The organism is Metabacillus bambusae (genome assembly GCF_017497975.1).
In the GTDB taxonomy this organism is placed as follows: Bacteria; Bacillota; Bacilli; order Bacillales; family Bacillaceae; genus Metabacillus; species Metabacillus bambusae.
Genome location: NZ_JAGDEL010000036.1, coordinates 11,776 through 37,657, shown reverse-complemented (window position 1 = coordinate 37,657; position 25,882 = coordinate 11,776). Strand labels below are relative to the sequence as shown.

Genomic DNA, 25,882 nt, shown 5'->3' with positions numbered 1-25,882 from the left:
GAATATTTAATGAAACTTTCATTTTTATGGTTTTAATTTCGTTAATTTAGGGTATATTAAAATTGATTTTTATGTGTGTATAAAGGAAGTGGGGGCGAGGTCAAGCTATCATATTTATTGCAAACTCATTTAAAAACTAATTGAATCTAGCTTCATAAATTTCCTTCACCCATACATATAAGAGTGGTGTGAAAGTATTACAATGTCTAATGATATATAAAGAAAGAGCAAGTGTCACAGTCAAATTGTTTGTAAAATTACAACAATGTTTCAATCTATTTACATTTTTAATTTTTTATTTAACATATCTTAGAAGTAGGATAAAGTAGTTATATCGTAAAAGGAGGTGAAGGTATGTTAATTAAACGCATTATACAATTGTTATTTTTGAGTGTGGGTGGTATGTTAGGGATCTTTTTCATGCCAGAGCTACTCGAGTTATTAAATATGCAGGACATACCTTTTATTAATACACCTTATACTTTAGCTGTATTAGGTGCAGTTGTCTTTTTTGTTGCAACATTTTGGTTAGTTGATTACGTTGTGAATTGGATTCGTGTTTTAGAAGAGGCTGTTGTTAAAGCTCCTGTTACAGATGTGTTATTTGGTAGTTTAGGATTAATATTTGGTCTTATTATTGCTTTTCTTATTGTTATTCCTTTAAAAGATATTCAATATCAGATATTTAATACAATCATTCCAATCTTTTTGACATTACTACTCGGTTATCTAGGTTTCCAAATTGGTTTTAAGAAAAAAGATGAATTAATTAACTTATTTTCCGTGCCAAATCGAATCGGTAAGAAAAAGGGATCTGCGGATGAAGAGGTTGAAAATGAGGATAAAAAGCTGAAAATATTAGATACAAGTGTTATCATCGATGGTAGAATCGCTGACATTTGTCAAACTGGCTTTTTAGAAGGAACTATTGTTATTCCTCAATTCGTTTTAGAGGAGCTTCAGCATATTGCTGATTCATCTGATGTATTAAAACGCAACAGAGGTCGTAGAGGTCTTGATATTCTCAATCGAATTCAAAAAGAACTTGCAATTAATGTAGAAATTTATGAAGGTGATTTTGAGGAAATTCAAGAAGTTGATAGTAAATTAGTAAAATTAGCGAAGATAACTTCCGGAGTTGTCGTTACAAATGATTTTAACTTAAATAAAGTTTGTGAATTACAAAAGGTTCATGTTCTTAATATCAATGATTTAGCAAATGCTGTTAAACCTGTCGTGTTACCTGGAGAAGAAATGAATGTTCAAGTAATTAAGGATGGGAAAGAGCATAATCAGGGTATCGCCTATTTGGATGACGGTACAATGATTGTTGTTGAAGATGGACGTAATTATATCGGAAAACACATTGATGTCCTTGTTACAAGTGTTCTTCAAACGTCTGCAGGTAGAATGATTTTTGCAAAGCCTAAACTGTTAGAAAAAGCATTATAGGCATAAAAAATATAAATTTTTAAAAGGATATGAAGATAAGTTATTTGTATTTAGCTTTCGTATCTTGCTCCAGGCGCCATCGGCTAAAGGGGAAAACTAACCCTTTTTTCTTAGGTTATAAGCCAATTCGTCCAGAAGGTTAACAAACAACCTTTCAGCCGACTTGTCTTATGCTTCTTGCCGATATACGGGCGTCTTGCGCTTTTTTTAATCAGGCCCGTGGTACATTAGGTGACTAATGTTTCACGGGCTGTTTTACATATACAGACTAATCTTTTATGATGATGGTATACAGAATTTTTGAAGGAGTAGACATAATGAACTATCAAGTCGTCATTCCTGCTGCTGGACAAGGCAAACGAATGAATGCTGGAAAAAACAAGCAGTTTATTGAGCTCGAACAAGCCCCTATTATCATACATACATTAAAAGTGTTTGAAGAACATTCAATTTGTTCTGGTATTATTCTAGTTATTAATGAGCAAGAAAGAAACGATTTTCAAAAACTTTTGGATGATTATCATATTAGAAAAATAAAATATATCGTAGCAGGTGGGAGTGAAAGACAGTTTAGTGTGTATAACGGTTTACAGGCTGTCGATGATTGTGGGATTGTTCTTGTTCACGATGGGGCCCGCCCTTTTATATCACATAAAAAAATTGAGGATCTAGTACATAAAGCACAGGAATCAGGAGCAGCAACATTAGCAGTTCCTGTAAAGGATACAATCAAGCGGGTTGAAAATGGTGTAGTTGTTGAAACTGTAGAGCGATCAACCTTGTGGTCAGTGCAAACTCCACAGGCTTTTATTCCATCTCTTGTTATAGATGCCCATCACCAAGCTAACAAAGATAATTATCTTGGAACAGATGATGCGAGTCTTATTGAACGAACAGGAAAGCCAGTTTCAATCGTCCTTGGCGATTATACAAATATAAAATTAACGACACCAGAGGACTTGCTAATAGCAAAGGCAATTATGGGTAAGTGAAAACTTTAATCTATAGGCTCTGTTAAAGCTCACTGTTGATTTTGGCACTTTTTTGATTGGAACGGATACGTGAGACTTCTGTGGGAGGCTGACTGACCGCCCTCGGAAAGCGAAATCCTGTAAAATTTAACAGAGATCAATAAAATACCAATAGAAAGCGAAAAGAGGAAAAATGATGATAAGAATTGGACAAGGCTATGATGTTCATCAACTAGTTGAAGGTCGCCCTTTAATAATTGGTGGGGTTGAAATTCCGTATGAAAAAGGATTGTTAGGTCATTCAGATGCAGATGTTTTATTACATACAGTTGCAGATGCTTGTTTAGGAGCAATTGCAGAAGGGGACATCGGAAAACATTTTCCTGATACCGATCCTACCTTCAAGGATGCAGATTCGGCTAAGTTGCTGATCCATGTTTGGAAGCTTGTTAAAGAAAGAGGATATGAGTTAGGAAACATAGATTGTACAATCATCGCGCAAAAACCGAAAATGGCTCCACATATCGGTAACATGAGAGAACGTATCGCTGAATTACTCGAAGCAGATATTTCCCAGGTGAATGTGAAAGCAACTACAACAGAAAAGCTAGGCTTTACCGGCAGACAAGAAGGTATTGCATCACAGGCAACGGTTTTGATTCAGAAACGTAAGTAAGTTGATTTATTTTTTTGTATCTTATTATTTTTGGTGATAAAATTAGTTCTGGCCCCATTTAATAATCATATAAAGGCCGAAGGATATTCAAGGTTTTACATACAAAGGGATTCCTTTCAAAAAATAATTTTGGTAATAAATTCATAGAAAATTGTGGAGGTTTACGATATGGCAAATGAAGTAAGGGTACGTTATGCCCCAAGTCCTACAGGGCATTTACATATTGGAAATGCGAGAACTGCATTATTTAACTATCTATTTGCAAAAAATCAAGGCGGGAAATTCATTGTCCGTATTGAAGATACCGATAAAAAGCGAAACATTGAAGGTGGAGAAGAAAGTCAATTAAAGTATTTAAAGTGGCTTGGAATCGACTGGGATGAGAGTGTAGATGTTGGCGGAGAGTATGGTCCATACCGTCAGTCTGAAAGAAATGAAATCTATAAGAAATATTATGAGCAACTACTAGAAAAAGGTTTGGCTTATAAATGCTATTGTACAGAAGAGGAACTAGAAAAAGAACGTGAGGAACAAATTGCTCGTGGTGAGACACCACAGTATTCTGGAAAGCATGCGAACATAACAGTTGAAGAGCAAAAGAGCCTTGAAGATCAAGGGTTACAGCCGAGCATTCGATTTAGAGTGCCAGCAAATAGAGAATTCCGCTTCAAAGATATGGTGAAAGGTGACATTTCATTTGAATCAGAAGGTATGGGTGATTTCGTTATTGTCAAAAAGGATGGTACACCTACCTATAATTTTGCGGTAGCAGTTGATGATCACTTAATGAAAATCTCTCATGTATTACGTGGCGAAGATCATATTTCAAATACACCAAAGCAAATCATGATTTATGAAGCCTTTGGTTGGGATGTTCCTGTATTTGGACATATGACGTTAATTGTCAATGAAAATCGTAAAAAGCTAAGTAAACGAGACGAATCAATTATTCAATTTATTGAACAATATGAGGATCTCGGTTATCTTTCAGATGCTCTATTTAACTTTATTGCTCTTCTTGGTTGGTCTCCAGGTGGAGAAGAAGAGGTATATAATAAAGAGCAGTTAATTGAAATCTTTGATCCTGCACGTCTATCTAAATCTCCTGCCGTTTTTGATACACAAAAGCTTGCGTGGATGAATAACCAATATATTAAGCAATTAGATTTAGATGTACTTGTTTCTCTATCTTTACCACACCTAATAAAAGCGGGTAAAGTATCGGATAAAATGAGCGAAGAAGAAGCCGAAAGAACTCAAGGGCTAATTGCTCTTTATCAAGAACAAATGAGCTATGGTGCAGAAATTGTAAGCTTAACTGAATTATTCTTCAAAGAGGACATCACATACAATGAGGAAGCAAAAGCCGTTCTAGAAGGTGAACAGGTTCCAGAAGTGTTATCAGCATTTATAAATGAGCTAAAAATTGTTGAAGACTTTTCAGCAGACAATGTAAAGGCCTCAATTAAAGCTGTCCAAAAGGCTACTGGTCAAAAGGGCAAGAACTTGTTTATGCCAATTCGTGTTGCCATTACTGGTCAAATGCACGGTCCTGATTTACCGAAATCAATAGCGGTTTTAGGCAAAAACACAGTGATTTCAAGATTAGAAAATATTATTAGTTAACTTTTTATCAAAAATGTAATATAGTAGGGTTAAACCAATAGTTAAAACGTTGATAAGGAGAGTAAAGATTTACTTCCTTTTTAGAGAAAACCTCCATTGGCTGAAAGAGGTTTATGTGAAGTAATTCTTGAAATGCACCTTTGAGTCTTTTGCTAAACGTCCACACGTGATTAGTAAGTAAAAGCGTATCGCTCTACGTTAAAGAGCCAAAGTTGAGGTCATGGGGCGTCCAGTGCGTAATTAAGCTTCTCATACCTAAACAGAGTGGAACCGCGCATAAAAGCGTCTCTGTATTTTTTACAGAGACGCTTTTTTTGTACCTACAATTACCTCCTCCTACGACACAAATGGGATTGGGAAGCTGTATCGTTCTTGCTTTTAGGATTAAAATGATAAAATTTAACAAAAGTGATGATTGGAGGGATAGCCGTGTTTAGCATGATGAAAGAAGATGTAGAGGTCGTGTTCGAACAAGATCCAGCTGCTAGAAACTACTTTGAGGTCATTTTAACGTATTCTGGGTTACATGCGATTTGGGGTCATCGTATTGCTCATGCATTTTACAAAAAGAAACTTTTTTTCTTAGCGAGAACAGTTTCTCAAATTAGCCGATTTTTCACAGGAGTTGAAATCCATCCGGCTGCAAGAATTGGGCGCAGGTTTTTTATTGATCACGGTATGGGAGTCGTTATCGGGGAAACATGTGAAATTGGTGATGATGTTACTGTTTTCCAAGGAGTTACTCTAGGAGGAACTGGTAAGGAAAAAGGAAAAAGGCATCCTACAATTAAAGATCATGCATTAATTGCCACAGGAGCAAAAGTGTTAGGATCTATCACTGTTGGTGCATACTCTAAAATAGGAGCAGGTTCTGTTGTACTAAAGGATGTTCCAGATCATTCAACTGTTGTGGGAATTCCAGGTAGAGTAGTCATACAAAACGGTAGACGGGTTGATCGAGATCTAAATCACTGTGACTTACCAGATCCAGTTGCAGATCGTTTTAAAGAATTAGAGGAAGAGCTTTCAAGCTTAAGATATGAAGTACAACAGTTAAGGAAAGGAACGAGTGAACATGACAATAAAGTTGTACAATACGCTAACAAGGCAAAAGGAAACGTTTGAACCACTTGAAGCAGGGAAAGTGAAAATGTATGTATGTGGTCCGACAGTCTATAATTATATTCATATAGGAAATGCGAGACCAGCAATCGTTTACGATACAGTACGAAGATACTTAGAATATAGTGGGTATGAAGTAAACTTTGTATCTAACTTTACAGATGTTGATGATAAATTAATTAAAGCAGCAAATGAACTTGGCGAGGATGTACCAACGATTGCAGAGCGCTTTATTGATGCTTATTTTGAAGATGTCTCGGCACTTGGATGCAAGCAAGCAACAATTCACCCACGTGTTACCGAAAGCATTGATATTATCATTGACTTTATTCAAGCATTGATCGATAAAGGATATGCTTATGAAGCTGGTGGAGACGTTTATTACAAAACAAGAGAGTTTAAAGAGTATGGAAAGCTTTCACACCAATCAATTGATGAGCTACGTTTAGGTAACAGGATTGGTGTAGGAGAGAAGAAACTCGATGCGCTGGATTTTGTTTTATGGAAAGCAGCGAAGGAAGGAGAAATTTCCTGGGAAAGTCCTTGGGGATATGGGCGACCTGGTTGGCATATAGAATGCTCTGCTATGGCAAAAAAATATCTTGGAGATACAATAGACATTCATGCAGGTGGTCAAGATTTAACCTTCCCACATCATGAGAATGAAATTGCTCAATCAGAGGCTTTAAATCAAAAACCATTTGCAAAGTACTGGATGCATAATGGTTATATTAATATAAATAATGAAAAGATGTCTAAATCATTAGGGAATTTCGTATTAGTACACGATATTATTAAAGAAATTGACCCACAAGTTGTTCGTTTCTTTATGCTGTCTGTCCATTATCGACATCCAATCAACTTTTCACAAGATTTATTGGAAAGTACAAAAAATGCATTTGAACGATTAACTACATCTTATGCTAATCTTCAACACCGTAAGAATAGTAGCACAAATTTGACTGATAACAATGAAGAGTGGTTAAGTAAAATCAAAGAATATCGTCTTCAGTTTAAAAAAGAGATGGATGATGATTTTAATACAGCTAATGCAATATCTGTTCTGTTTGACTTGTCAAAACAAGCGAACTACTATTTACAGGAACAAAATACGTCAGAGGAAGTCATTCAAGCTTTTCTTATTGAGTTCGAACAATTAGGAGCAGTGTTAGGTGTAAAATTTGCGCAGGCAGATCTTTTGGATGATGAAATTGACTTAATGATCGAGCAACGTATTCAAGCTAGAAAAGACCGTAATTTTGCATTAGCGGATGAAATTCGGGATAAGTTAAAAGATTTAAATATTATTTTAGAGGATACGCCTCAAGGAACAAGGTGGAAACGTAGTTAATTGATTACGTTTTGGAAGATGAGGGAATAAAGATAGTAAGAGTTTTAACTTGAATGAAGACGAATGGAGCGGGGGTTATAGCAATATTTCGTCTACCCTTCATTTTTTAGCATTGCTGCTGAACGCCATATGGCATTTGTATAGAAAAGAGGAACATCATGTTTTTAGATTTTGAAACGATTAAAGATTCAAAGCTTTTGAATAGCTTAGCATTGGCTTATATTGGTGATGCTGTATATGAAATTTATGTAAGGCATCACCTTATAGCCAAAGGGAACATACGACCGAACCAACTTCATAATCAAGCGAAAAGGTATGTTTCTGCAAAGGCTCAAGCTAGTATTTTGCATCATTTATTCTCATTAGAGAGTTTTAATGAAGAAGAATTAGCTGTTATTAGACGCGGTAGAAATGCAAAGTCAGGGACGATTCCCAAAAATACAGATGTACAAACATACCGTTATAGTACAGCGTTTGAAGCGTTGATCGGACATCTTTATTTAGAAAAAAAGCATAACCGTATGGAAGAACTGATACATGCTTCATTCGAGTTTATTAATGATTAAAGAAAGGAGGAAAGGCTAATGGATCAAGATTATATTATTGGACGTAATCCTGTAATAGAGGTGTTAAAGTCATCGCGAGATATTAATAAAATATGGGTTGCTGAAAATTCATTAAAGGGACAAGCACAGCAAATAACAAAGCTTGCAAAAGAAAAAGGTGTAACGATCAACTTTGTGCCAAAGAAGAAAATTGATCAAATGGTGGAAGGTAATCACCAAGGTGTGGTGGCACAAGTAGCTGCTTATGAATATGTTCATGTTGATGATATTTTACTTAGTGCAGAAAAAAGAGGAGAACTACCTTTCCTACTGCTATTGGATGAAATTGAAGATCCACATAATTTAGGATCAATTATGAGAACCGCAGATGCTGTAGGTGCACATGGGATAGTGATTCCCAAAAGAAGAGCAGTAGGATTAACGGCTACAGTCGCTAAATCTTCTACTGGTGCAATTGAATATATCCCTGTTGCCCGTGTAACAAACATGGCGAGAACAATAGAAGAATTAAAAGAACGTGGGATCTGGATTGTAGGAACAGATGCCAAAGGTGCAGATGATTACCGTAATTTAGACGGGGAAATGCCACTAGCTCTCATTATAGGAAGTGAAGGCAAGGGAATTGGTCGTCTTATTAAAGAAAAATGCGACTTCTTAATCAAAATGCCAATGGTGGGACATGTTACATCATTAAATGCATCTGTTGCAGCAAGTCTTTTGATGTATGAGGTATACCGAAAGCGACACCCTTTAGGGGAGTAGAATGAAATGGATATCCTATTAGTTGATGGATATAACATTATCGGGGCATGGCCCTTTTTACAAAGGCTTAAGAAGGACAATCTTTCTGAGGCGAGAAATCAATTAATTGAAAAGATGGCTGAATATCAGGCCTATACCGGTTACCGTGTTATTATCGTTTTTGATGCACACCTTGTAAAAGGTATTGAAAAAAAACAAAAAAACTATCGAGTAGAAGTTATTTTTACACGAGAGAATGAGACTGCAGATGAGCGTATTGAAAAGCTAGCAATATCATTAAACAATATTAAAACTCAAGTTTATGTTGCTACATCGGATTTTACTGAACAATGGGCGATATTTGGGCAAGGTGCACTTCGTAAATCAGCCAGAGAGTTGTTGAATGAGATGGATTCCATAGAAGGTAGAATTAAACACAGAGTGAAAAAGATTGAGGAAAAGCGTCCATCTTCAAAAATATTATTTCCTGATGATGTCATGGAAAAGTTAGAAAAGTGGCGCAGGGGGAATTTATAGTTGGTTGACGCTTACAAAATGCATGCTGTATAATATTGTTATCTTGTGTGCGGTCGGGGGGATCGGCTTGAATTCACCATTCAACAAGGGTAAGGTCAACAAGGAAGAATTTGGACTATTGGAAGATGAACAAGTGGTTGAACTCGTGCATAATGGAGATAGTGAAGCACTCGACTACTTAATTACTAAATATCGCAATTTTGTTCGAGCAAAGGCAAGATCTTATTTTTTAATTGGTGCGGATCGAGAGGATATCATTCAAGAGGGAATGATTGGTTTATATAAAGCCATTCGTGACTTTAAAGAGGACAAGCTCACTTCATTTAAGGCATTTGCTGAATTATGTATTACCAGGCAAATCATTACCGCTATAAAAACTGCTACTCGTCAAAAACATATTCCGTTAAATTCTTATGTATCATTGGACAAGCCGATTTATGATGAAGAATCGGATCGGACATTAATGGATGTTATTTCCGGTGCGAAAGTTATGGACCCTGAAGAGCTCATCATTAATCAAGAGGAATTTGATGACATTGAGGTTAAGATGGGGGAATTACTTAGTGATTTAGAACGAAAGGTGCTAGTCTTATATTTAGACGGCCGTTCATATCACGAAATCTCAGAAGAATTAAATAGACATGTGAAGTCCATCGATAATGCATTGCAACGTGTGAAGAGAAAACTAGAACGATACTTAGAATTAAGAGAAATTAGTTTGTAAAAATCAAAAATCAGGCTGATTTTGATCGTTTATTGACGAAAAAACCTCACTATGATACAGTTTTATGGAATAAAAGTGAAACGGTAGGTGAGGAAATGCGAAAAAAAGTAACGTTGGCTTGTACTTCTTGTGGAAGTAGAAACTATACTACGATGAAAAATATAACGAGCACAAATGAACGGTTAGAAGTAAATAAATTTTGTAAAGTCTGTAATTCGCATACGAACCACCGTGAAACAAAGTAGTCTTCATAAATTATTTTATACGAAGTTTCCCTATTATTCCTGGAGGTAGCATTCATGCAACGTTTAGTTAATTTTTTCCGAGATGTATCTCGTGAAATGAAGAAGGTTAGTTGGCCGAAAGGTAGAGAATTGACAAAGTATACAATTACGGTTGTATCCACTGTAGTATTTGTTGGTGTTTTCTTTGCGGTCATTGACTTAGGTATTTCTTCTTTAATTCGTTTGATTTTTGAATAACAGATGGAAAATCGTGCTATAATAGAAAATATTAATCTTTCTCTGCAAAACCCGTTAAACGGGTTTTTTCATTGTTTAAAAAAGATTTAGTATTCATGCAGAATAATATAGATTTTCGTATGAAGGAAATGTGGACGGATCTACGCTAATAATTAGAATATCCATCCCATTTTAAATTGAGACAAGTTTAGCTTTTTGAATTAATAAGAGAGCTTTCCCGTTCGTGCTACCATCTTGTAGTTAAGCTTGAAATATACTCAGTTTTTCCTTCATTTTAATGATGACGTGAAAACGTCTAGTGCGTTTTGTATAAAATCAACTGTGGGGAGGGAAGGACAAGTTGTCCTGACACTATGGAAAAGAATTGGTATGTTGTACACACATATTCAGGTTATGAAAATAAGGTAAAAGCAAATTTAGAGAAACGTGTAGAATCTATGGGCATGGAAGATAAGATTTTCCGTGTGGTTGTACCTGAAGAGGAAGAAACAGATTATAAGGACGGCAAAAAGAAAGTTGTAAAGAAAAAAGTCTTTCCTGGATATGTACTAGTTGAGATTGTAATGACTGACGATTCTTGGTATGTTGTTCGTAATACTCCTGGAGTAACTGGGTTTGTTGGTTCAGCTGGTCATGGGTCAAAACCAACACCTCTATTACCTGATGAAGTGACTTTCATCTTAAAACGCATGGGTATGGATGAGCGTAGAGTTGAATTTGATTACGAATTGAAAGAAACAGTGAAGGTTACAGAAGGACCGTTTGCTAACTTTACTGGTTCTATTGAAGAAATTGATCAAGATAAAAATAAGCTTAAGGTTCTTGTTAATATGTTTGGACGTGAAACACCTGTAGAGTTGGATTTTGCACAAGTAAGTAAATTATAATCTAAAAAAACTTGAAATCAATTATGAAAAGTGGTAAACTTTCATAGGTCAGTATGTCTCAGGAATATGAGGCAGAATTATGTTTTTACACTGATCAGAAATACAGTTATTTCTGAATCGATATGGGTAGGTAAGCTCGTCAATAAACTTGATTTGACTTGTTACCCAAATTTTAACCATTCATATTACGAATGGCTTAGATGAGTGGGAGGGTATAACCCAATTACCACATCACGGACTTAAGGAGGTGTGTCTCGTGGCTAAAAAAGTAATTAAAATTGTAAAATTGCAAATTCCTGCAGCTAAAGCTAATCCAGCTCCACCAGTTGGTCCTGCATTAGGTCAAGCTGGTGTTAATATCATGGGATTCTGTAAAGAATTTAACGCTCGTACAGCTGATCAAGCTGGCTTAATCATTCCAGTTGAAATCACGGTATTCGAAGACCGTTCATTTACATTTATTACGAAAACTCCGCCTGCTGCTGTTCTTCTTAAAAAAGCGGCTGGAATTGAGTCGGGTTCTGGTGAACCAAACCGTAATAAAGTAGCGACAGTTAAGCGTGACAAAGTACGTGAAATAGCTGAAACAAAAATGCCTGATTTAAACGCAGCAAGCGTTGAATCAGCAATGCGTATGGTTGAAGGTACTGCACGTAGTATGGGTATTGTTATCGAAGACTAATTTTTTATTAGATTCGAATGTTTTTTGGGGTTGCGAGTTTGCTTAAAAACAAGTTCGCAACCTTTATTCGTGGGAGGTTATTCCGCTAAAACCACTAAGGAGGAAATAAAAATGGCTAAAAGAGGTAAAAAGTTAGTAGAAGCTGCTAAGCTTGTAGATCGTACTAAGTTTTATGCGGTTCAAGAAGCAGTTGAACTAGTTAAAAAAACTAGTGTTGTTAAGTTTGACGCAACTGTAGAAGTTGCTTTCCGTTTAGGAGTTGACCCTAAGAAAGCTGACCAACAAATTCGTGGTGCAGTAGTACTTCCTAATGGTACTGGTAAAACTCAACGTGTATTAGTATTTGCTAAAGGCGAAAAAGCGAAAGAAGCTGAAGCTGCTGGTGCAGATTTCGTTGGTGATGCTGATTATATCACTAAAATTCAACAAGGTTGGTTTGATTTTGATGTAATCGTTGCGACACCAGACATGATGGGTGAAGTTGGTAAATTAGGTCGTGTATTAGGACCAAAAGGTTTAATGCCAAACCCTAAAACTGGAACTGTAACATTTGATGTTACAAAAGCTGTTAATGAAATTAAAGCTGGTAAGGTTGAATACCGTCTTGATAAAGCTGGTATCATCCATGTTCCTATCGGAAAAGTATCATTTGACGATAGTAAACTAGTTGAAAACTTCACAACAGTTTTCGAAACATTATTAAAAGCGAAACCAGCTGCAGCAAAAGGAACTTATATGAAGAGTGTTAATGCTACTTCTACAATGGGACCTGGCGTGAAAGTTGATACTTCAAGTTTTTCTGTAAAATAATAACTATTGACTTCGTAAAATAGTTTATATATAATTAGCAATGTTGTTTTAAATAAATATCGCTATACCGTAGACAGTAGGTGCTTGTATAAAGCTTAAATCCCTACCGAGGTGTATTTACGAATAAAGCATTTGTTTGCTTGTTGTTGTATATACAAACCTCCATGTCTATCGTGGAGGTTTTTCCATGCAGCCATCACCGAACGGTAATAGTGTCACACATGAAACTACAGGAGGTGTAACAATGAGCGCAATTATCGAACAAAAGAAACAGATCGTTGACGAGATTACTACTAAATTTCGTGAAAGCAAATCTACTATCGTTGTAGACTACCGTGGATTAACTGTAGGTGAAGTTACTGAACTACGTAAGCAATTACGTGATGCAGGTATTGACTTCAAAGTATACAAAAACACGATGACTCGCCGTGCTGTAGAACAAGCTGAACTTACTGGTCTTAACGACGCCTTAACTGGTCCGAATGCGATTGCATTCAGTTCTGAGGATGTTGTTGCTCCAGCAAAAATTTTAAATGACTTCGCTAAAAAGCATGAAGCACTTGAAATTAAAGCTGGTGTAATTGAAGGTAATATCGCTACAGTTGAAGAAGTTAAAGCTCTTGCTGAACTTCCATCACGCGAAGGTTTACTTTCTATGTTGCTTAGCGTTCTTCAAGCTCCAATCCGTAACCTTGCACTTGCTACTAAAGCTGTTGCAGAGCAAAAAGAAGAACAAGGCGCATAATTCAATTAGCCTATTATTTATTTAGTAATAAAACATTAAAAGGAAAAACAAGGAGGAAATTATAATGACTCAAGAACAAATCATTGAAGCAGTTAAAAGTATGACTGTTTTAGAATTAAACGACTTAGTTAAAGCAATCGAAGAAGAGTTTGGTGTTACTGCTGCAGCTCCTGTAGCTGTTGCTGCTGCTGGTGGCGAAGCTGCTGCTGAGCAAACTGAATTTGACGTAGTACTTGCAAGTGCTGGCGGACAAAAAATCAAAGTTATCAAAGTAGTACGTGAAGCTACTGGTCTTGGCTTAAAAGAAGCTAAAGAATTAGTAGATAACGCTCCTAAAGCTCTTAAAGAAGGCGTTACTAAAGAAGAAGCTGAAGAATTAAAAGCTAAACTTGAAGAAGTTGGCGCTTCTGTAGAAGTTAAGTAATTATAACGCAACTTGTTAAAAAGCTCGCTAGTGATGGCGAGCTTTTTATGTATAGTGAAATAAAATAATGGTCAAATGTATAAAAGGATATAAAAATGTAAACCCTAAACTCCTGAAAGAGGAGGAATAAAGATGAATAACCATTATTATTCTCAAAAACCTACAGTTCAAAGTAATCGCAAAACGTGGGAATTTACCTTAAAGGGGCACCTCTTTACTTTTCAAAGTGATCGGGGGGTGTTTTCAAAAAATGAAGTTGACTTTGGATCACGTCTATTAATAGAAGCATTTGCACTTCCTGATATCGAAGGAGATATTTTGGATGTTGGTTGTGGATATGGGCCAGTAGGTCTATCGATAGCAAAACACTATAATAGGCATGTTGACTTAATCGACATCAATGAGCGAGCAATTGAATTAGCGATTGATAATGCAGCTCTCAATTCAGTTGAAAATGTGACAATCTTTCAAAGCGATTTATTTCAAAAAATAAAAGAAGATCGCAAATATATGGCGATCTTAACGAACCCTCCTATACGTGCTGGGAAAAAAGTTGTTCATTCAATCTTTGAAGAAAGCTTTAAGCGTTTAGTAGAAGACGGCGAGTTGTGGATTGTCATCCAAAAGAAGCAAGGAGCACCATCAGCAATTGATAAATTAGAAGAAATGTTTAGGGAAGTCGAAGTTGTCGAAAAGAAAAAAGGCTATTATATCATTAAAGCTAAAAAATGTTGACTCAATTTTCCTACTATGTTAATATTATAAAATGCCAATATATAATTTCCATAACTGTCTAATTTTTAGGTAAATAGATGTATAAAAATTGGATTTATGGAGATAATTATAAAATCAATAGTACGATTCAAATTGTGGTTTTCTAGGATGAAACCCTTTTTATTTTTTGTTTTTTCCTTGCGTTTGTACTTGATTTCCCTTTGTTTTTATTTCAGATTTCATAGGTTGTATATTAAGATATTGATTTTAAAGAGAATGATCTTATGTGAGTTCTCTTATTCGTCTGTCTAAAAAATTTAAGGTATACATAATGGTACAACGCAAGATCTATTACGCTTGATTTGAGGGGTGAATGAGTTGACAGGTCAACTAGTTCAGTATGGACGACACCGCCAACGTAGAAGTTATGCACGCATTAGTGAAGTGTTAGAATTACCAAATCTTATTGAAATTCAAACCTCTTCCTATCAATGGTTTCTTGATGAGGGCTTGAGAGAAATGTTTCAGGATATTTCTCCTATTGAGGATTTCACTGGTAACCTCTCGCTAGAATTTATTGATTATAGCTTAGGAGATCCTAAGTACTCCGTTGAGGAATCAAAGGAGCGCGATGTTACCTATTCTGCGCCATTACGTGTAAAGGTGCGCTTAATTAACAAGGAAACTGGTGAAGTAAAGGATCAAGATGTCTTTATGGGAGATTTTCCTCTCATGACAGAAACAGGTACATTTGTAATTAACGGAGCAGAGCGCGTTATCGTGTCTCAGTTAGTCCGTAGCCCAAGTGTATATTTCAGTGGTAAAGTTGATAAAAATGGTAAAAGAGGCTTTACTGCGACTGTTATTCCAAACCGTGGAGCTTGGTTAGAGTACGAAACAGATGCAAAAGATGTGGTTTATGTACGAATCGATCGTACACGTAAATTACCTGTGTCGGTTTTATTGCGTGCTCTTGGGTTTGGCTCTGATCAAGAAATCATCGACTTATTGGGTGAGAACGAGTACTTGCGTAATACTCTTGATAAAGATAATACGGAAAGTACTGAAAAAGCCTTGCTTGAAATCTATGAGCGTCTTCGCCCGGGTGAACCACCAACAGTTGATAATGCGAAGAGTTTATTAGACTCTAGATTTTTTGATCCGAAACGCTATGATTTAGCAAATGTTGGTCGTTACAAGATTAATAAAAAGCTTCATATTAAGAATCGCCTTTTCAATCAACGTTTAGCAGAAACACTAGTTGATCCGGAAACAGGTGAAATCATTGTTGAAAAAGGAACAATGATTGATAGAAGAACATTAGATCGAATCATGCCTAACCTAGAAAGTGGTGTAGGATTCAAAAAAGAACACCCTTCTGGTGGAGTGACTGACGACGAAATAACTCTTCAATCTATTAAAATCTACGCACCGAATGATCCTGAAGGTGAAAAAGTTATTAATGTATTAGGAAATGCGTATGTAGAAGAAGCTGTTAAAAACATCACTGTTGCTGATATTTTATCTTCTATTAGCTATTTCTTTAATCTATTACATGGTGTTGGTGATACAGATGATATCGATCACCTAGGAAATCGTAGATTGCGTTCAGTCGGAGAATTATTACAAAATCAATTTAGAATTGGTTTATCAAGGATGGAACGTGTAGTTCGTGAGAGAATGTCAATTCAGGATACGAATACAATTACTCCGCAACAATTAATTAACATTCGTCCTGTTATTGCGTCTATTAAAGAGTTCTTTGGTAGCTCACAATTATCTCAGTTCATGGATCAAACGAATCCACTAGCTGAGTTAACTCATAAACGTCGTTTATCAGCATTAGGACCTGGTGGTTTAACTCGTGAACGTGCAGGATTTGAAGTGCGTGACGTGCATTATTCACACTATGGCCGTATGTGTCCAATCGAGACTCCTGAGGGTCCAAATATCGGTTTGATTAACTCACTGTCATCTTATGCAAAAGTAAACAGATTTGGGTTTATTGAAACACCATATCGTAGAGTTGATCCAGAGACAGGGAAAGTAACATCTCGTATTGACTACTTAACTGCTGATGAAGAAGACAATTACGTTGTTGCCCAAGCGAATGCTAGGTTAGCTGATGATGGTTCATTTATTGATACTGATATCGTTGCACGTTTCCGTGGCGAGAATACAGTTATTAATAGAGATCGCATCGATTACATGGATGTATCGCCTAAGCAGGTAGTATCTGCTGCAACAGCTTGTATTCCTTTCTTAGAAAACGATGACTCGAACCGTGCATTAATGGGTGCAAACATGCAACGTCAAGCAGTGCCATTAATGAATCCAGAAGCTCCAATTGTCGGAACAGGTATGGAATATGTATCTGGTAAAGACTCAGGTGCTGCAGTTATCTGTAAACATCCTGGTATTGTTGAACGAGTGGAAGCGAAGAATGTTTGGGTTCGTCGATATGAGGAAGTTAATGGTCAAAAAGTTAAAGGTAATTTAGATAAATATAGTATGTTGAAGTTCATTCGTTCTAACCAAGGGACTTGCTACAACCAACGTCCAATTGTTAGCGAAGGTGATGAAGTCGTAAAAGGTGAAATCCTTGCTGATGGTCCATCAATGGAAAAAGGTGAACTAGCGCTAGGAAGAAACGTTATGGTTGCCTTCATGACTTGGGATGGATATAACTATGAAGATGCAATTATCATGAGTGAAAGACTTGTGAAGGACGATGTTTACACATCTATCCATATTGAAGAATACGAGTCAGAATCTCGTGATACGAAGTTAGGGCCTGAAGAAATCACACGTGATATCCCTAATGTTGGGGAAGATGCTTTAAGAAACTTAGATGAACGTGGAATCATCCGAATTGGTGCAGAAGTAAAAGACGGTGATCTACTAGTTGGTAAAGTTACACCTAAAGGGGTAACGGAGCTTACAGCAGAAGAACGACTTTTACATGCAATCTTCGGCGAAAAAGCCCGTGAAGTCCGTGATACTTCACTGCGCGTACCACATGGTGGAGAAGGAATCATTCTTGACGTTAAGGTATTTAATCGTGAAGATGGAGATGAATTACCACCAGGTGTGAATCAATTAGTCCGTGTTTATATTGTTCAAAAGCGTAAAATCTCTGAAGGAGATAAAATGGCTGGACGACATGGTAACAAGGGTGTTATTTCACGTATTCTTCCAGAAGAGGATATGCCTTACTTACCAGATGGAACACCGGTTGATATCATGTTAAATCCTCTTGGAGTTCCTTCACGTATGAATATCGGTCAGGTACTAGAGCTACATTTAGGAATGGCTGCTCGTAAATTAGGTATTCATGTTGCTTCCCCTGTATTTGATGGTGCGAGGGAAGAGGATGTATGGTCAACGTTAGAAGAAGCAGGCATGGCGCGTGATGCTAAGACTGTTCTTTACGATGGTCGTACAGGTGAACCATTTGATAACCGTGTATCAGTTGGTATCATGTATATGATTAAGCTAGCTCACATGGTTGATGATAAATTACATGCTCGTTCAACTGGTCCATACTCATTAGTTACACAGCAACCACTTGGTGGTAAAGCACAATTTGGTGGTCAGCGTTTTGGAGAGATGGAGGTTTGGGCACTTGAAGCTTATGGTGCTGCTTATACTCTTCAAGAAATTCTGACTGTTAAATCAGATGATGTTGTTGGTCGTGTGAAAACTTATGAAGCGATTGTTAAAGGCGAAAATGTTCCAGAACCAGGTGTTCCTGAATCATTTAAAGTATTAATTAAAGAGCTTCAAAGTTTAGGTATGGATGTAAAAATGCTTTCAAGTGACGAGAAAGAGATCGAAATGAGAGACCTTGATGATGATGAAGAATCTCAACAAGCAGAAGGTCTATCAATAAATGAACAAGTGGATACAGTGCCTGAAGCTGTTGAGTTAGAAAAAGACACAGTAGTGAAAGAATAATAATAAATACTGAAAGTGCTTTGCCAAAGCCATATGTAATTTAGACGCTCATGAAAAGGCTTGTTTTTATTTCCTTAATTCATGAGTGTCTAGACCCTTTAGGGTTAGCGCTATAGCTAGACATAAAATTTAGTTAAAACTTATTCTTTCGAATCTTTTAAAATAGGGTATAACCTGAAGACGAAAAGGGAGGTAGGCCCCTTGTTAGATGTAAATAATTTTGAATATATGAGCATCGGCTTAGCATCACCAGACAAGATTCGCTCTTGGTCTTTTGGTGAGGTTAAGAAACCAGAAACGATTAACTATCGTACACTGAAGCCGGAAAAAGATGGTTTGTTTTGTGAACGCATATTCGGGCCAACTAAAGACTGGGAATGCCATTGTGGTAAATATAAACGAGTACGTTATAAAGGTGTAGTATGTGATCGCTGTGGAGTTGAAGTTACACGTGCAAAGGTTAGACGTGAGAGAATGGGACATATTGAATTAGCTGCTCCTGTCTCACATATCTGGTACTTTAAGGGTATTCCTAGCCGTATGGGCTTAGTGCTAGACATGTCTCCTCGTGCTTTAGAAGAAGTAATCTATTTTGCTTCATACGTAACTACAGACACAGGTGATACTCCACTAGAGAAAAAACAGCTACTATCTGAGAAGGAATACCGTGCATATCGCGAAAAATACGGTAATACTTTCCAAGCATCTATGGGTGCAGAAGCTATTAAAAAACTTTTATCTGATATTGATTTAGATAAAGAAGTTGACGCTCTAAAAGAAGAACTAAAAACAGCTCAAGGACAACGTAGAACACGTGCAATTAAGCGTCTAGAAGTTCTTGAAGCATTCCGTAATTCTGGTAATCATCCATCATGGATGATTCTTGATGTTCTTCCTGTTATTCCACCTGAGCTTCGTCCAATGGTTCAGCTTGACGGTGGTCGTTTTGCAACATCTGATTTAAATGACTTATACAGACGTGTTATTAACCGTAATAATCGTCTTAAGCGTTTATTAGATTTAGGTGCTCCAAGTATCATTGTTCAAAACGAAAAGCGTATGCTACAAGAGGCAGTTGATGCTCTTATCGATAATGGACGTCGTGGTCGCCCTGTAACAGGCCCTGGTAACCGTCCGTTAAAATCTCTTTCTCATATGCTAAAAGGGAAGCAAGGACGTTTCCGTCAAAACCTATTAGGTAAACGTGTTGACTACTCAGGTCGTTCGGTAATCGTTGTTGGACCAAACCTGAAAATGTATCAATGTGGATTACCTAAAGAAATGGCTCTTGAGTTATTCAAACCATTCGTAATGAAAGAGTTAGTTGAAAAAGGATTAGCTCATAATATAAAAAGTGCGAAGCGTAAAATTGAGAGAGTGCAACCAGAGGTATGGGATGTTTTAGAATCTGTTATTAAGGAACATCCAGTATTGCTTAACCGTGCACCTACTCTTCACAGATTAGGAATTCAAGCATTTGAACCTACATTAGTTGAAGGTCGTGCGATTCGTCTACATCCACTTGTATGTACTGCATATAATGCGGACTTTGATGGTGACCAAATGGCGGTTCACGTTCCTTTATCAGCTGAAGCACAAGCTGAAGCGCGTATTTTAATGCTTGCTGCTCAAAATATCCTTAACCCTAAGGATGGTAAGCCAGTTGTTACTCCTTCTCAGGATATGGTGTTAGGTAACTATTACTTAACATTAGAGCGTGAGGGTGCAATTGGTGAAGGTATGATTTTCAATGATATAAATGAAGCACTACTTGCATATCAAAACGGTTATGTACATTTACATACTCGTGTGGCTGTTAATGCTGGTACTTTAAATAAACAATCCTTTACAGAAAAGCAAAACAAAATGTTGCTTATTACTACAGTTGGTAAGTTGATTTTCAATGAAATTTTACCGGAATCATTCCCATATATGAATGAGCCGACTAAACAAAACATTGAAGAAAAAACACCAGATAAGTATTTTGTTGAAACAAGCGTGAATGTTAAGGAGCATATTGCAGCACAAGAAGAAATAGCTCCATTTAAAAAAGGTATTCTTGGAAAGATTATCGCTGAAATCTTCAAGAAGTTCCATATAACTGAAACTTCAAAAATGCTAGATCGTCTTAAGAATCTTGGATTCAGATACTCTACTAAAGCAGGGATTACAGTTGGTGTTTCTGACATTATCGTTTTAAAAGAAAAGCAAGAGATTATTGGCGAAGGTCAGAATAAAGTTGATAACGTATTAAAGCAATTTAGAAGAGGTTTAATTACTGAAGACGAGCGATATGAGCGTGTTATATCGATTTGGAGTGCGGCAAAAGATAACATCCAAGGAAAATTGATGGCATCTCTTGATAAACGTAACCCAATCTTTATGATGAGTGACTCTGGAGCCCGTGGTAATGCATCAAACTTCACACAACTTGCTGGTATGCGTGGTCTAATGGCCAACCCGGCTGGACGTATTATCGAATTACCGATTAAATCTAGTTTCCGTGAAGGTTTAACAGTTTTAGAGTACTTCATATCCACACATGGTGCTCGTAAAGGTCTTGCGGATACAGCCTTGAAAACTGCTGACTCTGGTTACTTAACACGTCGACTTGTTGACGTTGCACAGGATGTAATCATTCGTGATGATGACTGTGGAACAGATCGAGGAATACGTGCGGAGTCAATTAGAGAAGGTACAGAAATTATTGAAAAACTTGATGAACGTTTAATCGGTCGATATTGCCGTAAGGTTGTAAAACATCCTGAAACAGGTGAAATCATCGTTAATGAAAACGAGTTAATCACTGAAGATATCGCTGTTGAAATTATTGATGCTGGTATTGATCATGTATGGATTCGTTCTGCGTTTACATGTAACACAAGACATGGTGTTTGTAAAAAATGTTACGGGCGAAACCTTGCAACAGGTAGTGAAGTCGAGGTTGGAGAAGCAGTTGGAATTATCGCTGCACAATCTATCGGTGAACCTGGTACACAGTTAACAATGCGTACTTTCCATACAGGTGGGGTAGCAGGAGACGATATCACTCAAGGTTTACCTCGTATTCAAGAGCTATTTGAGGCAAGAAATCCAAAAGGTCAAGCGATTATTTCTGAAATTAGTGGTGTTGTATCTGAAATAAATGAAGTGCGTGATAAACAACAAGAAATTGTTATTCAAGGTGATGTTGAATCTCGTTCATACACTGCACCGTATAATGCTCGCTTAAAGGTAACTCAAGGTGATAAAATCGAGAGTGGCCAAGTTTTAACAGAAGGTTCTATTGATCCGAAGGAATTACTTAAAGTTAAGGATCTTCAAGCAGTGCAACAATATCTATTACGTGAAGTTCAAAAAGTATACCGTATGCAAGGGGTAGAAATTGGAGATAAGCACGTAGAGGTTATGGTACGCCAAATGCTCCGTAAAGTTAGAGTTATGGATGCTGGTGATACTGATGTTTTACCAGGTACTCTTCTTGATGTTCATCAATTTACAGATGCCAACAAGCAAGTATTATTAGAGGGTAAACGACCTGCAACAGGTAGACCTGTATTACTTGGTATAACAAAAGCATCTCTTGAAACAGATTCCTTCTTATCTGCAGCATCATTCCAAGAAACAACTCGTGTTCTTACAGATGCAGCGATTAAAGGAAAACGTGATGAACTATTAGGACTTAAAGAAAATGTAATTATTGGTAAACTTGTGCCAGCTGGAACAGGCATGCCGAGGTATCGTCAAGCTGAACCAATTTCGAAAGTTGAACAAATGGAAGAAGCTGTTTCAGTAGATTAATAAAAGGGAAGAGATGGATGTTAAAAGTTTTTCGAGGGTAGTGTTGACATCCATCTCTTTCAATGTTACTATATTCAAGGTGCTTAATCACAACCTGTTTGCTTTGGAGGATATATAATTATGTCTTATGAAAAAGTATCTCAGGCACAGAAAATCATTGTTGGTACTAAGCAATCAGTTAAAGCTCTATTAAATAATGAGGTTAGAGAAATGATCATTGCTGAGGATGCTGAACATCGAATTGTCCAAAAGATTATTCAAACAGCAGAACAACAGCATATTCCTTTAACAAAAGTTTCTTCTATGAAAAAGCTTGGAAAAGCTTGTGGAATAGAAGTTGGAGCTGCAGCTGTAGCTATAATCCAGTAAAAGCTGTTTTTGCGATATGTGTATTCATTTTGCAGAAACTTTGTTTTTGCCCAAATATGAACCACCTGGATGTGTGGTATTAAATTGATGAGGGGAGGAAAACCATAATGCCTACTATTAACCAATTAGTACGTAAAGGTCGCGTAAGTAAAGTTGAGAAATCAAAATCACCTGCGCTAAACAAAGGTTACAACAGCTTCAAAAAAGAGCAAACGAATGTATCATCACCTCAAAAACGCGGTGTATGTACTCGTGTAGGTACGATGACGCCGAAGAAACCAAACTCAGCGCTTCGTAAATATGCTCGTGTTCGTTTAACTAACGGAATCGAAGTTACAGCATATATTCCTGGTATTGGTCACAACTTACAAGAACATAGTGTTGTTCTTATCCGTGGTGGTCGTGTAAAAGATTTACCGGGGGTACGTTATCACATCGTTCGTGGTGCGCTTGATACTGCTGGTGTTGATGGACGTATGCAAGGTCGTTCTAAATACGGTACGAAACGTCCTAAAGCTGCAAAAAAATAATATAAATTTTAAATAAAATGAAATTAGCATGAAGGGAGGAACATAACATGCCACGTAAAGGTCCTGTAGCAAAAAGAGATGTATTACCAGATCCACTTTACAATTCAAAGCTTGTTACACGTTTAGTAAACAGAATTATGATCGACGGAAAAAGAGGTAAAGCACAATCTGTACTTTACAATGCTTTCGATTTAATTAAAGAACGCTCTGGAAAAGATGCAATGGAAGTGTTTGAACAAGCACTTAAAAACATCATGCCAGTTCTTGAAGTTAAAGCACGTCGTGTTGGTGGTGCTAACTATCAAGTACCTGTAGAAGTACGCCCTGATCGTCGTACTACTTTAGGTCTTCGTTGGTTAGTAAACTATGCGCGTCTTCGCGGAGAAAAAACGATGGAAGAGCGTTTAGCTAACGAAATTCTTGACGCTGCTAACAACACTGGAGCAGCAGTTAAGAAACGTGAAGATACACACAAAATGGCTGAAGCAAATAAAGCATTTGCTCACTATCGCTGGTAATCAATACAGTTTAACTATACTAAATTTCCTATGAGGAAGGAGAAATTACCCAATGGCAAGAGAGTTCTCCTTATTTAACACTCGTAATATTGGTATCATGGCTCATATTGATGCTGGAAAAACAACAACAACTGAGCGTGTACTATATTACACTGGTCGTATTCATAAGATTGGTGAAACTCATGAAGGTGCATCTCAAATGGACTGGATGGAGCAAGAACAAGAACGTGGGATCACGATTACTTCCGCTGCAACAACTGCGCAGTGGAAAGGACATCGTGTTAACATCATCGATACACCTGGACACGTAGACTTCACAGTTGAAGTTGAACGTTCTTTACGTGTACTTGATGGTGCTGTAGCCGTTCTTGATGCTCAATCAGGCGTTGAGCCGCAAACAGAAACAGTTTGGCGTCAAGCTACAACTTATGGAGTACCTCGTGTTGTTTTTGTTAACAAAATGGACAAAATCGGCGCAGACTTCTTATATTCTGTTAAAACAATTCATGAGCGTCTTCAAGCTAATGCTCACCCAATCCAATTACCGATTGGTGCTGAGGATCAATTTGAAGGAATCATCGACTTGGTAGAAATGAAAGCGACGTTCTATGGTAATGACTTAGGTACTGACATCCAAGAGAAGGAAATACCTGAGGAATACCTTGATCAAGCAAATGAATACCGTGAAAGCCTAGTTGAAGCAGTAGCAGAACTAGATGAAGAATTAATGGAGAAATACCTTGGTGGTGAGGAAATCACTAACGAAGAGCTAAAAGCTGCTATTCGTCAAGGTACTGTTAATGTTGAATTCTACCCTGTAATCTGTGGATCTGCTTTCAAAAATAAAGGTGTTCAAAAAATGTTAGATGCAGTTATCGATTATCTTCCATCACCATTAGACGTACCTGCAATAAAAGGTATTGTTCCTGATACAGATGAAGAAGTAACTCGTGAATCTAGCGATGAAGCACCATTCGCTGCATTAGCTTTCAAAGTAATGACAGATCCTTATGTTGGTAAGCTTACATTCTTCCGTGTTTACTCTGGTACGTTAAGTTCTGGATCATATGTTCAAAACTCAACAAAAGGTAAACGTGAGCGTGTAGGTCGTATCCTGCAAATGCATGCAAATAGCCGTGAAGAAATCTCAATGGTTTACTCTGGTGATATTGCAGCTGCTGTAGGTTTGAAAGATACAACTACTGGTGATACTTTATGCGATGACAAAAACCTTGTTATCCTTGAGTCTATGGAATTCCCAGAGCCAGTAATTCAACTTTCTGTTGAACCAAAATCTAAAGCAGATCAAGATAAAATGACAACTGCTTTACAAAAGCTTCAAGAAGAAGATCCAACATTCAGAGCTCATACTGATCAAGAAACTGGTCAAACAATTATTGCCGGTATGGGTGAACTTCACTTAGATATTCTTGTTGATCGTATGAAACGTGAATTCAAAGTTGAAGCTAATGTTGGTGCTCCTCAGGTTGCATATCGTGAAACATTCCGTGCAGGTGCAAAGGTTGAAGGTAAATTTGCACGTCAATCGGGTGGTCGTGGACAATTTGGACACGTTTGGATCGAGTTTGAACCTAATGAAGAAGGTAAAGGTTTTGAGTTTGAGAACAAAATCGTTGGTGGTGTAGTACCTCGTGAATATGTACCTGCAGTTCAAGCTGGTCTTGAAGATGCAATGCAAAACGGTGTACTTGCTGGTTATCCATTAGTTGATGTAAAAGCTGCATTAGTTGATGGTTCATACCATGATGTTGACTCAAGTGAAATGGCGTTTAAAATTGCTGCATCTTTAGCACTTAAAAATGCTGTTTCTAAATGTAGCCCAGTTATCCTTGAACCTGTTATGAGGGTTGAGGTAGTAGTACCAGAAGAATACATGGGTGATATCATGGGTCAAGTCACAGCTCGTCGTGGACGTGTTGAAGGTATGGAAGCTCGTGGTAATGCACAGGTTGTACGTGCAATGATTCCACTTTCTGAAATGTTTGGATATGCTACTGCATTACGTTCTAGTACACAAGGTCGCGGCGTATTTACAATGCACTTTGATCACTATGAAGAAGTTCCAAAATCTGTTTCAGAAGAAATAATTAAAAAAAATAAAGGTGAGTAATTGATTTTACCCCTTTGATGAAGTATAACTACTTATGTGAGAACAGAGAGTGATGTGATCACTTTC

24 protein-coding genes and 2 other annotated features are annotated in these 25,882 nt (G+C 37.1%); all 24 genes read left to right on the top strand.

Translation table 11 applies throughout. The features are described from left to right. The first annotated feature begins 354 nt into the window (after positions 1-354). Positions 355-1,452, top strand: a complete 1,098-nt coding sequence (locus tag I7822_RS27630) for a PIN/TRAM domain-containing protein (RefSeq protein ID WP_207982248.1) — start codon at positions 355-357, stop codon at positions 1,450-1,452. A gap of 317 nt (positions 1,453-1,769) precedes the next feature. Next, the gene (ispD, locus tag I7822_RS27625) at positions 1,770-2,444 is read left to right on the top strand and encodes a 2-C-methyl-D-erythritol 4-phosphate cytidylyltransferase (RefSeq protein WP_207982247.1); all 675 of its coding nucleotides are present in this window, start codon (positions 1,770-1,772) and stop codon (positions 2,442-2,444) included. Positions 2,445-2,619: 175 nt separating this feature from the next. Then, positions 2,620-3,099, top strand: coding sequence for a 2-C-methyl-D-erythritol 2,4-cyclodiphosphate synthase (gene ispF, locus I7822_RS27620; protein WP_207982256.1), 480 nt, complete (start codon positions 2,620-2,622; stop codon positions 3,097-3,099). 168 nt (positions 3,100-3,267) lie between these two features. Further along, positions 3,268-4,725, top strand: a complete 1,458-nt coding sequence (gltX, locus tag I7822_RS27615) for a glutamate--tRNA ligase (RefSeq protein WP_207982246.1) — start codon at positions 3,268-3,270, stop codon at positions 4,723-4,725. Positions 4,726-4,765: 40 nt separating this feature from the next. After that, positions 4,766-5,018: a binding site (T-box leader), on the top strand. Between the two features lie 145 nt (positions 5,019-5,163). After that, a complete protein-coding gene (gene cysE / locus I7822_RS27610) occupies positions 5,164-5,850 on the top strand; it encodes a serine O-acetyltransferase (RefSeq protein WP_243459724.1) in 687 nt (228 codons plus the stop codon). After that, a complete protein-coding gene (gene cysS, locus I7822_RS27605; protein WP_207982244.1) occupies positions 5,801-7,198 on the top strand; it encodes a cysteine--tRNA ligase in 1,398 nt (465 codons plus the stop codon). Before cysE ends, cysS begins: the two co-directional genes overlap by 50 nt. Before the next feature lie 158 nt (positions 7,199-7,356). Continuing rightward, entirely contained in the window at positions 7,357-7,764 is a 408-nt protein-coding gene (locus I7822_RS27600; RefSeq protein ID WP_207982243.1) for a Mini-ribonuclease 3, read from the top strand. 18 nt (positions 7,765-7,782) lie between these two features. After that, entirely contained in the window at positions 7,783-8,526 is a 744-nt protein-coding gene (gene rlmB / locus I7822_RS27595; RefSeq protein WP_207982242.1) for a 23S rRNA (guanosine(2251)-2'-O)-methyltransferase RlmB, read from the top strand. A 6-nt stretch (positions 8,527-8,532) separates the two neighbouring features. Continuing rightward, complete coding sequence (locus tag I7822_RS27590; RefSeq protein WP_207982241.1) at positions 8,533-9,042, top strand: NYN domain-containing protein; 510 nt, start codon at positions 8,533-8,535, stop codon at positions 9,040-9,042. Between the two features lie 67 nt (positions 9,043-9,109). Further along, a complete protein-coding gene (gene sigH / locus I7822_RS27585) occupies positions 9,110-9,766 on the top strand; it encodes an RNA polymerase sporulation sigma factor SigH (protein WP_207982240.1) in 657 nt (218 codons plus the stop codon). Between the two features lie 95 nt (positions 9,767-9,861). Next, positions 9,862-10,011: a 50S ribosomal protein L33 gene (gene rpmG, locus I7822_RS27580; RefSeq protein WP_083964568.1), complete on the top strand. Its 150-nt coding sequence runs from the start codon at positions 9,862-9,864 to the stop codon at positions 10,009-10,011. 54 nt (positions 10,012-10,065) lie between these two features. Continuing rightward, positions 10,066-10,248 (top strand): preprotein translocase subunit SecE, encoded by a 183-nt coding sequence (gene secE, locus I7822_RS27575; RefSeq protein WP_207982239.1) that lies wholly within the window; start codon positions 10,066-10,068, stop codon positions 10,246-10,248. A gap of 353 nt (positions 10,249-10,601) precedes the next feature. Further along, positions 10,602-11,135, top strand: coding sequence for a transcription termination/antitermination protein NusG (gene nusG, locus I7822_RS27570; RefSeq protein WP_207982238.1), 534 nt, complete (start codon positions 10,602-10,604; stop codon positions 11,133-11,135). Between the two features lie 256 nt (positions 11,136-11,391). After that, positions 11,392-11,817: a 50S ribosomal protein L11 gene (gene rplK, locus I7822_RS27565; protein ID WP_026561207.1), complete on the top strand. Its 426-nt coding sequence runs from the start codon at positions 11,392-11,394 to the stop codon at positions 11,815-11,817. Positions 11,818-11,928: 111 nt separating this feature from the next. Then, on the top strand, positions 11,929-12,627 hold the full coding sequence (rplA, locus tag I7822_RS27560) for a 50S ribosomal protein L1 (RefSeq protein WP_207982237.1): 699 nt from the start codon (positions 11,929-11,931) through the stop codon (positions 12,625-12,627). Positions 12,628-12,676: 49 nt separating this feature from the next. Then, positions 12,677-12,822 (top strand) — a sequence feature (ribosomal protein L10 leader region). Between the two features lie 49 nt (positions 12,823-12,871). After that, a complete protein-coding gene (gene rplJ, locus I7822_RS27555; RefSeq protein WP_207982255.1) occupies positions 12,872-13,372 on the top strand; it encodes a 50S ribosomal protein L10 in 501 nt (166 codons plus the stop codon). A 64-nt stretch (positions 13,373-13,436) separates the two neighbouring features. Further along, positions 13,437-13,796: a 50S ribosomal protein L7/L12 gene (rplL, locus tag I7822_RS27550; RefSeq protein WP_207982236.1), complete on the top strand. Its 360-nt coding sequence runs from the start codon at positions 13,437-13,439 to the stop codon at positions 13,794-13,796. Between the two features lie 132 nt (positions 13,797-13,928). After that, on the top strand, positions 13,929-14,531 hold the full coding sequence (locus I7822_RS27545) for a class I SAM-dependent methyltransferase (RefSeq protein WP_207982235.1): 603 nt from the start codon (positions 13,929-13,931) through the stop codon (positions 14,529-14,531). 357 nt (positions 14,532-14,888) lie between these two features. Beyond that, a complete protein-coding gene (gene rpoB / locus I7822_RS27540) occupies positions 14,889-18,467 on the top strand; it encodes a DNA-directed RNA polymerase subunit beta (RefSeq protein ID WP_207982234.1) in 3,579 nt (1,192 codons plus the stop codon). A 201-nt stretch (positions 18,468-18,668) separates the two neighbouring features. Next, complete coding sequence (rpoC, locus tag I7822_RS27535; protein ID WP_207982233.1) at positions 18,669-22,268, top strand: DNA-directed RNA polymerase subunit beta'; 3,600 nt, start codon at positions 18,669-18,671, stop codon at positions 22,266-22,268. 120 nt (positions 22,269-22,388) lie between these two features. After that, the gene (locus tag I7822_RS27530; protein ID WP_207982232.1) at positions 22,389-22,637 is read left to right on the top strand and encodes a 50S ribosomal protein L7ae-like protein; all 249 of its coding nucleotides are present in this window, start codon (positions 22,389-22,391) and stop codon (positions 22,635-22,637) included. 107 nt (positions 22,638-22,744) lie between these two features. Beyond that, positions 22,745-23,167: a 30S ribosomal protein S12 gene (gene rpsL / locus I7822_RS27525; RefSeq protein ID WP_066330432.1), complete on the top strand. Its 423-nt coding sequence runs from the start codon at positions 22,745-22,747 to the stop codon at positions 23,165-23,167. 47 nt (positions 23,168-23,214) lie between these two features. Then, positions 23,215-23,685, top strand: coding sequence for a 30S ribosomal protein S7 (gene rpsG, locus I7822_RS27520; protein WP_066330431.1), 471 nt, complete (start codon positions 23,215-23,217; stop codon positions 23,683-23,685). A gap of 52 nt (positions 23,686-23,737) precedes the next feature. Next, positions 23,738-25,816 (top strand): elongation factor G, encoded by a 2,079-nt coding sequence (gene fusA / locus I7822_RS27515; RefSeq protein ID WP_207982231.1) that lies wholly within the window; start codon positions 23,738-23,740, stop codon positions 25,814-25,816. The last annotated feature ends 66 nt before the right edge of the window (positions 25,817-25,882 follow it).

Excerpts from the sequence above, each read along its gene's own strand:
- ispD (WP_207982247.1), top strand. The coding sequence starts at position 1,770 with ATGAACTATCAAGTCGTCATTCCTGCTGCTGGACAAGGCAAACGAATG.
- rpsG (WP_066330431.1), top strand. The coding sequence starts at position 23,215 with ATGCCACGTAAAGGTCCTGTAGCAAAAAGAGATGTATTACCAGATCCA.
- rlmB (WP_207982242.1), top strand. The coding sequence starts at position 7,783 with ATGGATCAAGATTATATTATTGGACGTAATCCTGTAATAGAGGTGTTA.
- rpsL (WP_066330432.1), top strand. The coding sequence starts at position 22,745 with ATGCCTACTATTAACCAATTAGTACGTAAAGGTCGCGTAAGTAAAGTT.
- fusA (WP_207982231.1), top strand. The coding sequence starts at position 23,738 with ATGGCAAGAGAGTTCTCCTTATTTAACACTCGTAATATTGGTATCATG.
- I7822_RS27530 (WP_207982232.1), top strand. The coding sequence starts at position 22,389 with ATGTCTTATGAAAAAGTATCTCAGGCACAGAAAATCATTGTTGGTACT.
- I7822_RS27590 (WP_207982241.1), top strand. The coding sequence starts at position 8,533 with ATGGATATCCTATTAGTTGATGGATATAACATTATCGGGGCATGGCCC.
- ispF (WP_207982256.1), top strand. The coding sequence starts at position 2,620 with ATGATAAGAATTGGACAAGGCTATGATGTTCATCAACTAGTTGAAGGT.
- rplJ (WP_207982255.1), top strand. The coding sequence starts at position 12,872 with ATGAGCGCAATTATCGAACAAAAGAAACAGATCGTTGACGAGATTACT.
- rplL (WP_207982236.1), top strand. The coding sequence starts at position 13,437 with ATGACTCAAGAACAAATCATTGAAGCAGTTAAAAGTATGACTGTTTTA.
- gltX (WP_207982246.1), top strand. The coding sequence starts at position 3,268 with ATGGCAAATGAAGTAAGGGTACGTTATGCCCCAAGTCCTACAGGGCAT.
- cysS (WP_207982244.1), top strand. The coding sequence starts at position 5,801 with ATGACAATAAAGTTGTACAATACGCTAACAAGGCAAAAGGAAACGTTT.
- I7822_RS27545 (WP_207982235.1), top strand. The coding sequence starts at position 13,929 with ATGAATAACCATTATTATTCTCAAAAACCTACAGTTCAAAGTAATCGC.
- secE (WP_207982239.1), top strand. The coding sequence starts at position 10,066 with ATGCAACGTTTAGTTAATTTTTTCCGAGATGTATCTCGTGAAATGAAG.
- I7822_RS27600 (WP_207982243.1), top strand. The coding sequence starts at position 7,357 with ATGTTTTTAGATTTTGAAACGATTAAAGATTCAAAGCTTTTGAATAGC.
- I7822_RS27630 (WP_207982248.1), top strand. The coding sequence starts at position 355 with ATGTTAATTAAACGCATTATACAATTGTTATTTTTGAGTGTGGGTGGT.
- cysE (WP_243459724.1), top strand. The coding sequence starts at position 5,164 with ATGATGAAAGAAGATGTAGAGGTCGTGTTCGAACAAGATCCAGCTGCT.
- rplA (WP_207982237.1), top strand. The coding sequence starts at position 11,929 with ATGGCTAAAAGAGGTAAAAAGTTAGTAGAAGCTGCTAAGCTTGTAGAT.
- rpmG (WP_083964568.1), top strand. The coding sequence starts at position 9,862 with ATGCGAAAAAAAGTAACGTTGGCTTGTACTTCTTGTGGAAGTAGAAAC.
- nusG (WP_207982238.1), top strand. The coding sequence starts at position 10,602 with ATGGAAAAGAATTGGTATGTTGTACACACATATTCAGGTTATGAAAAT.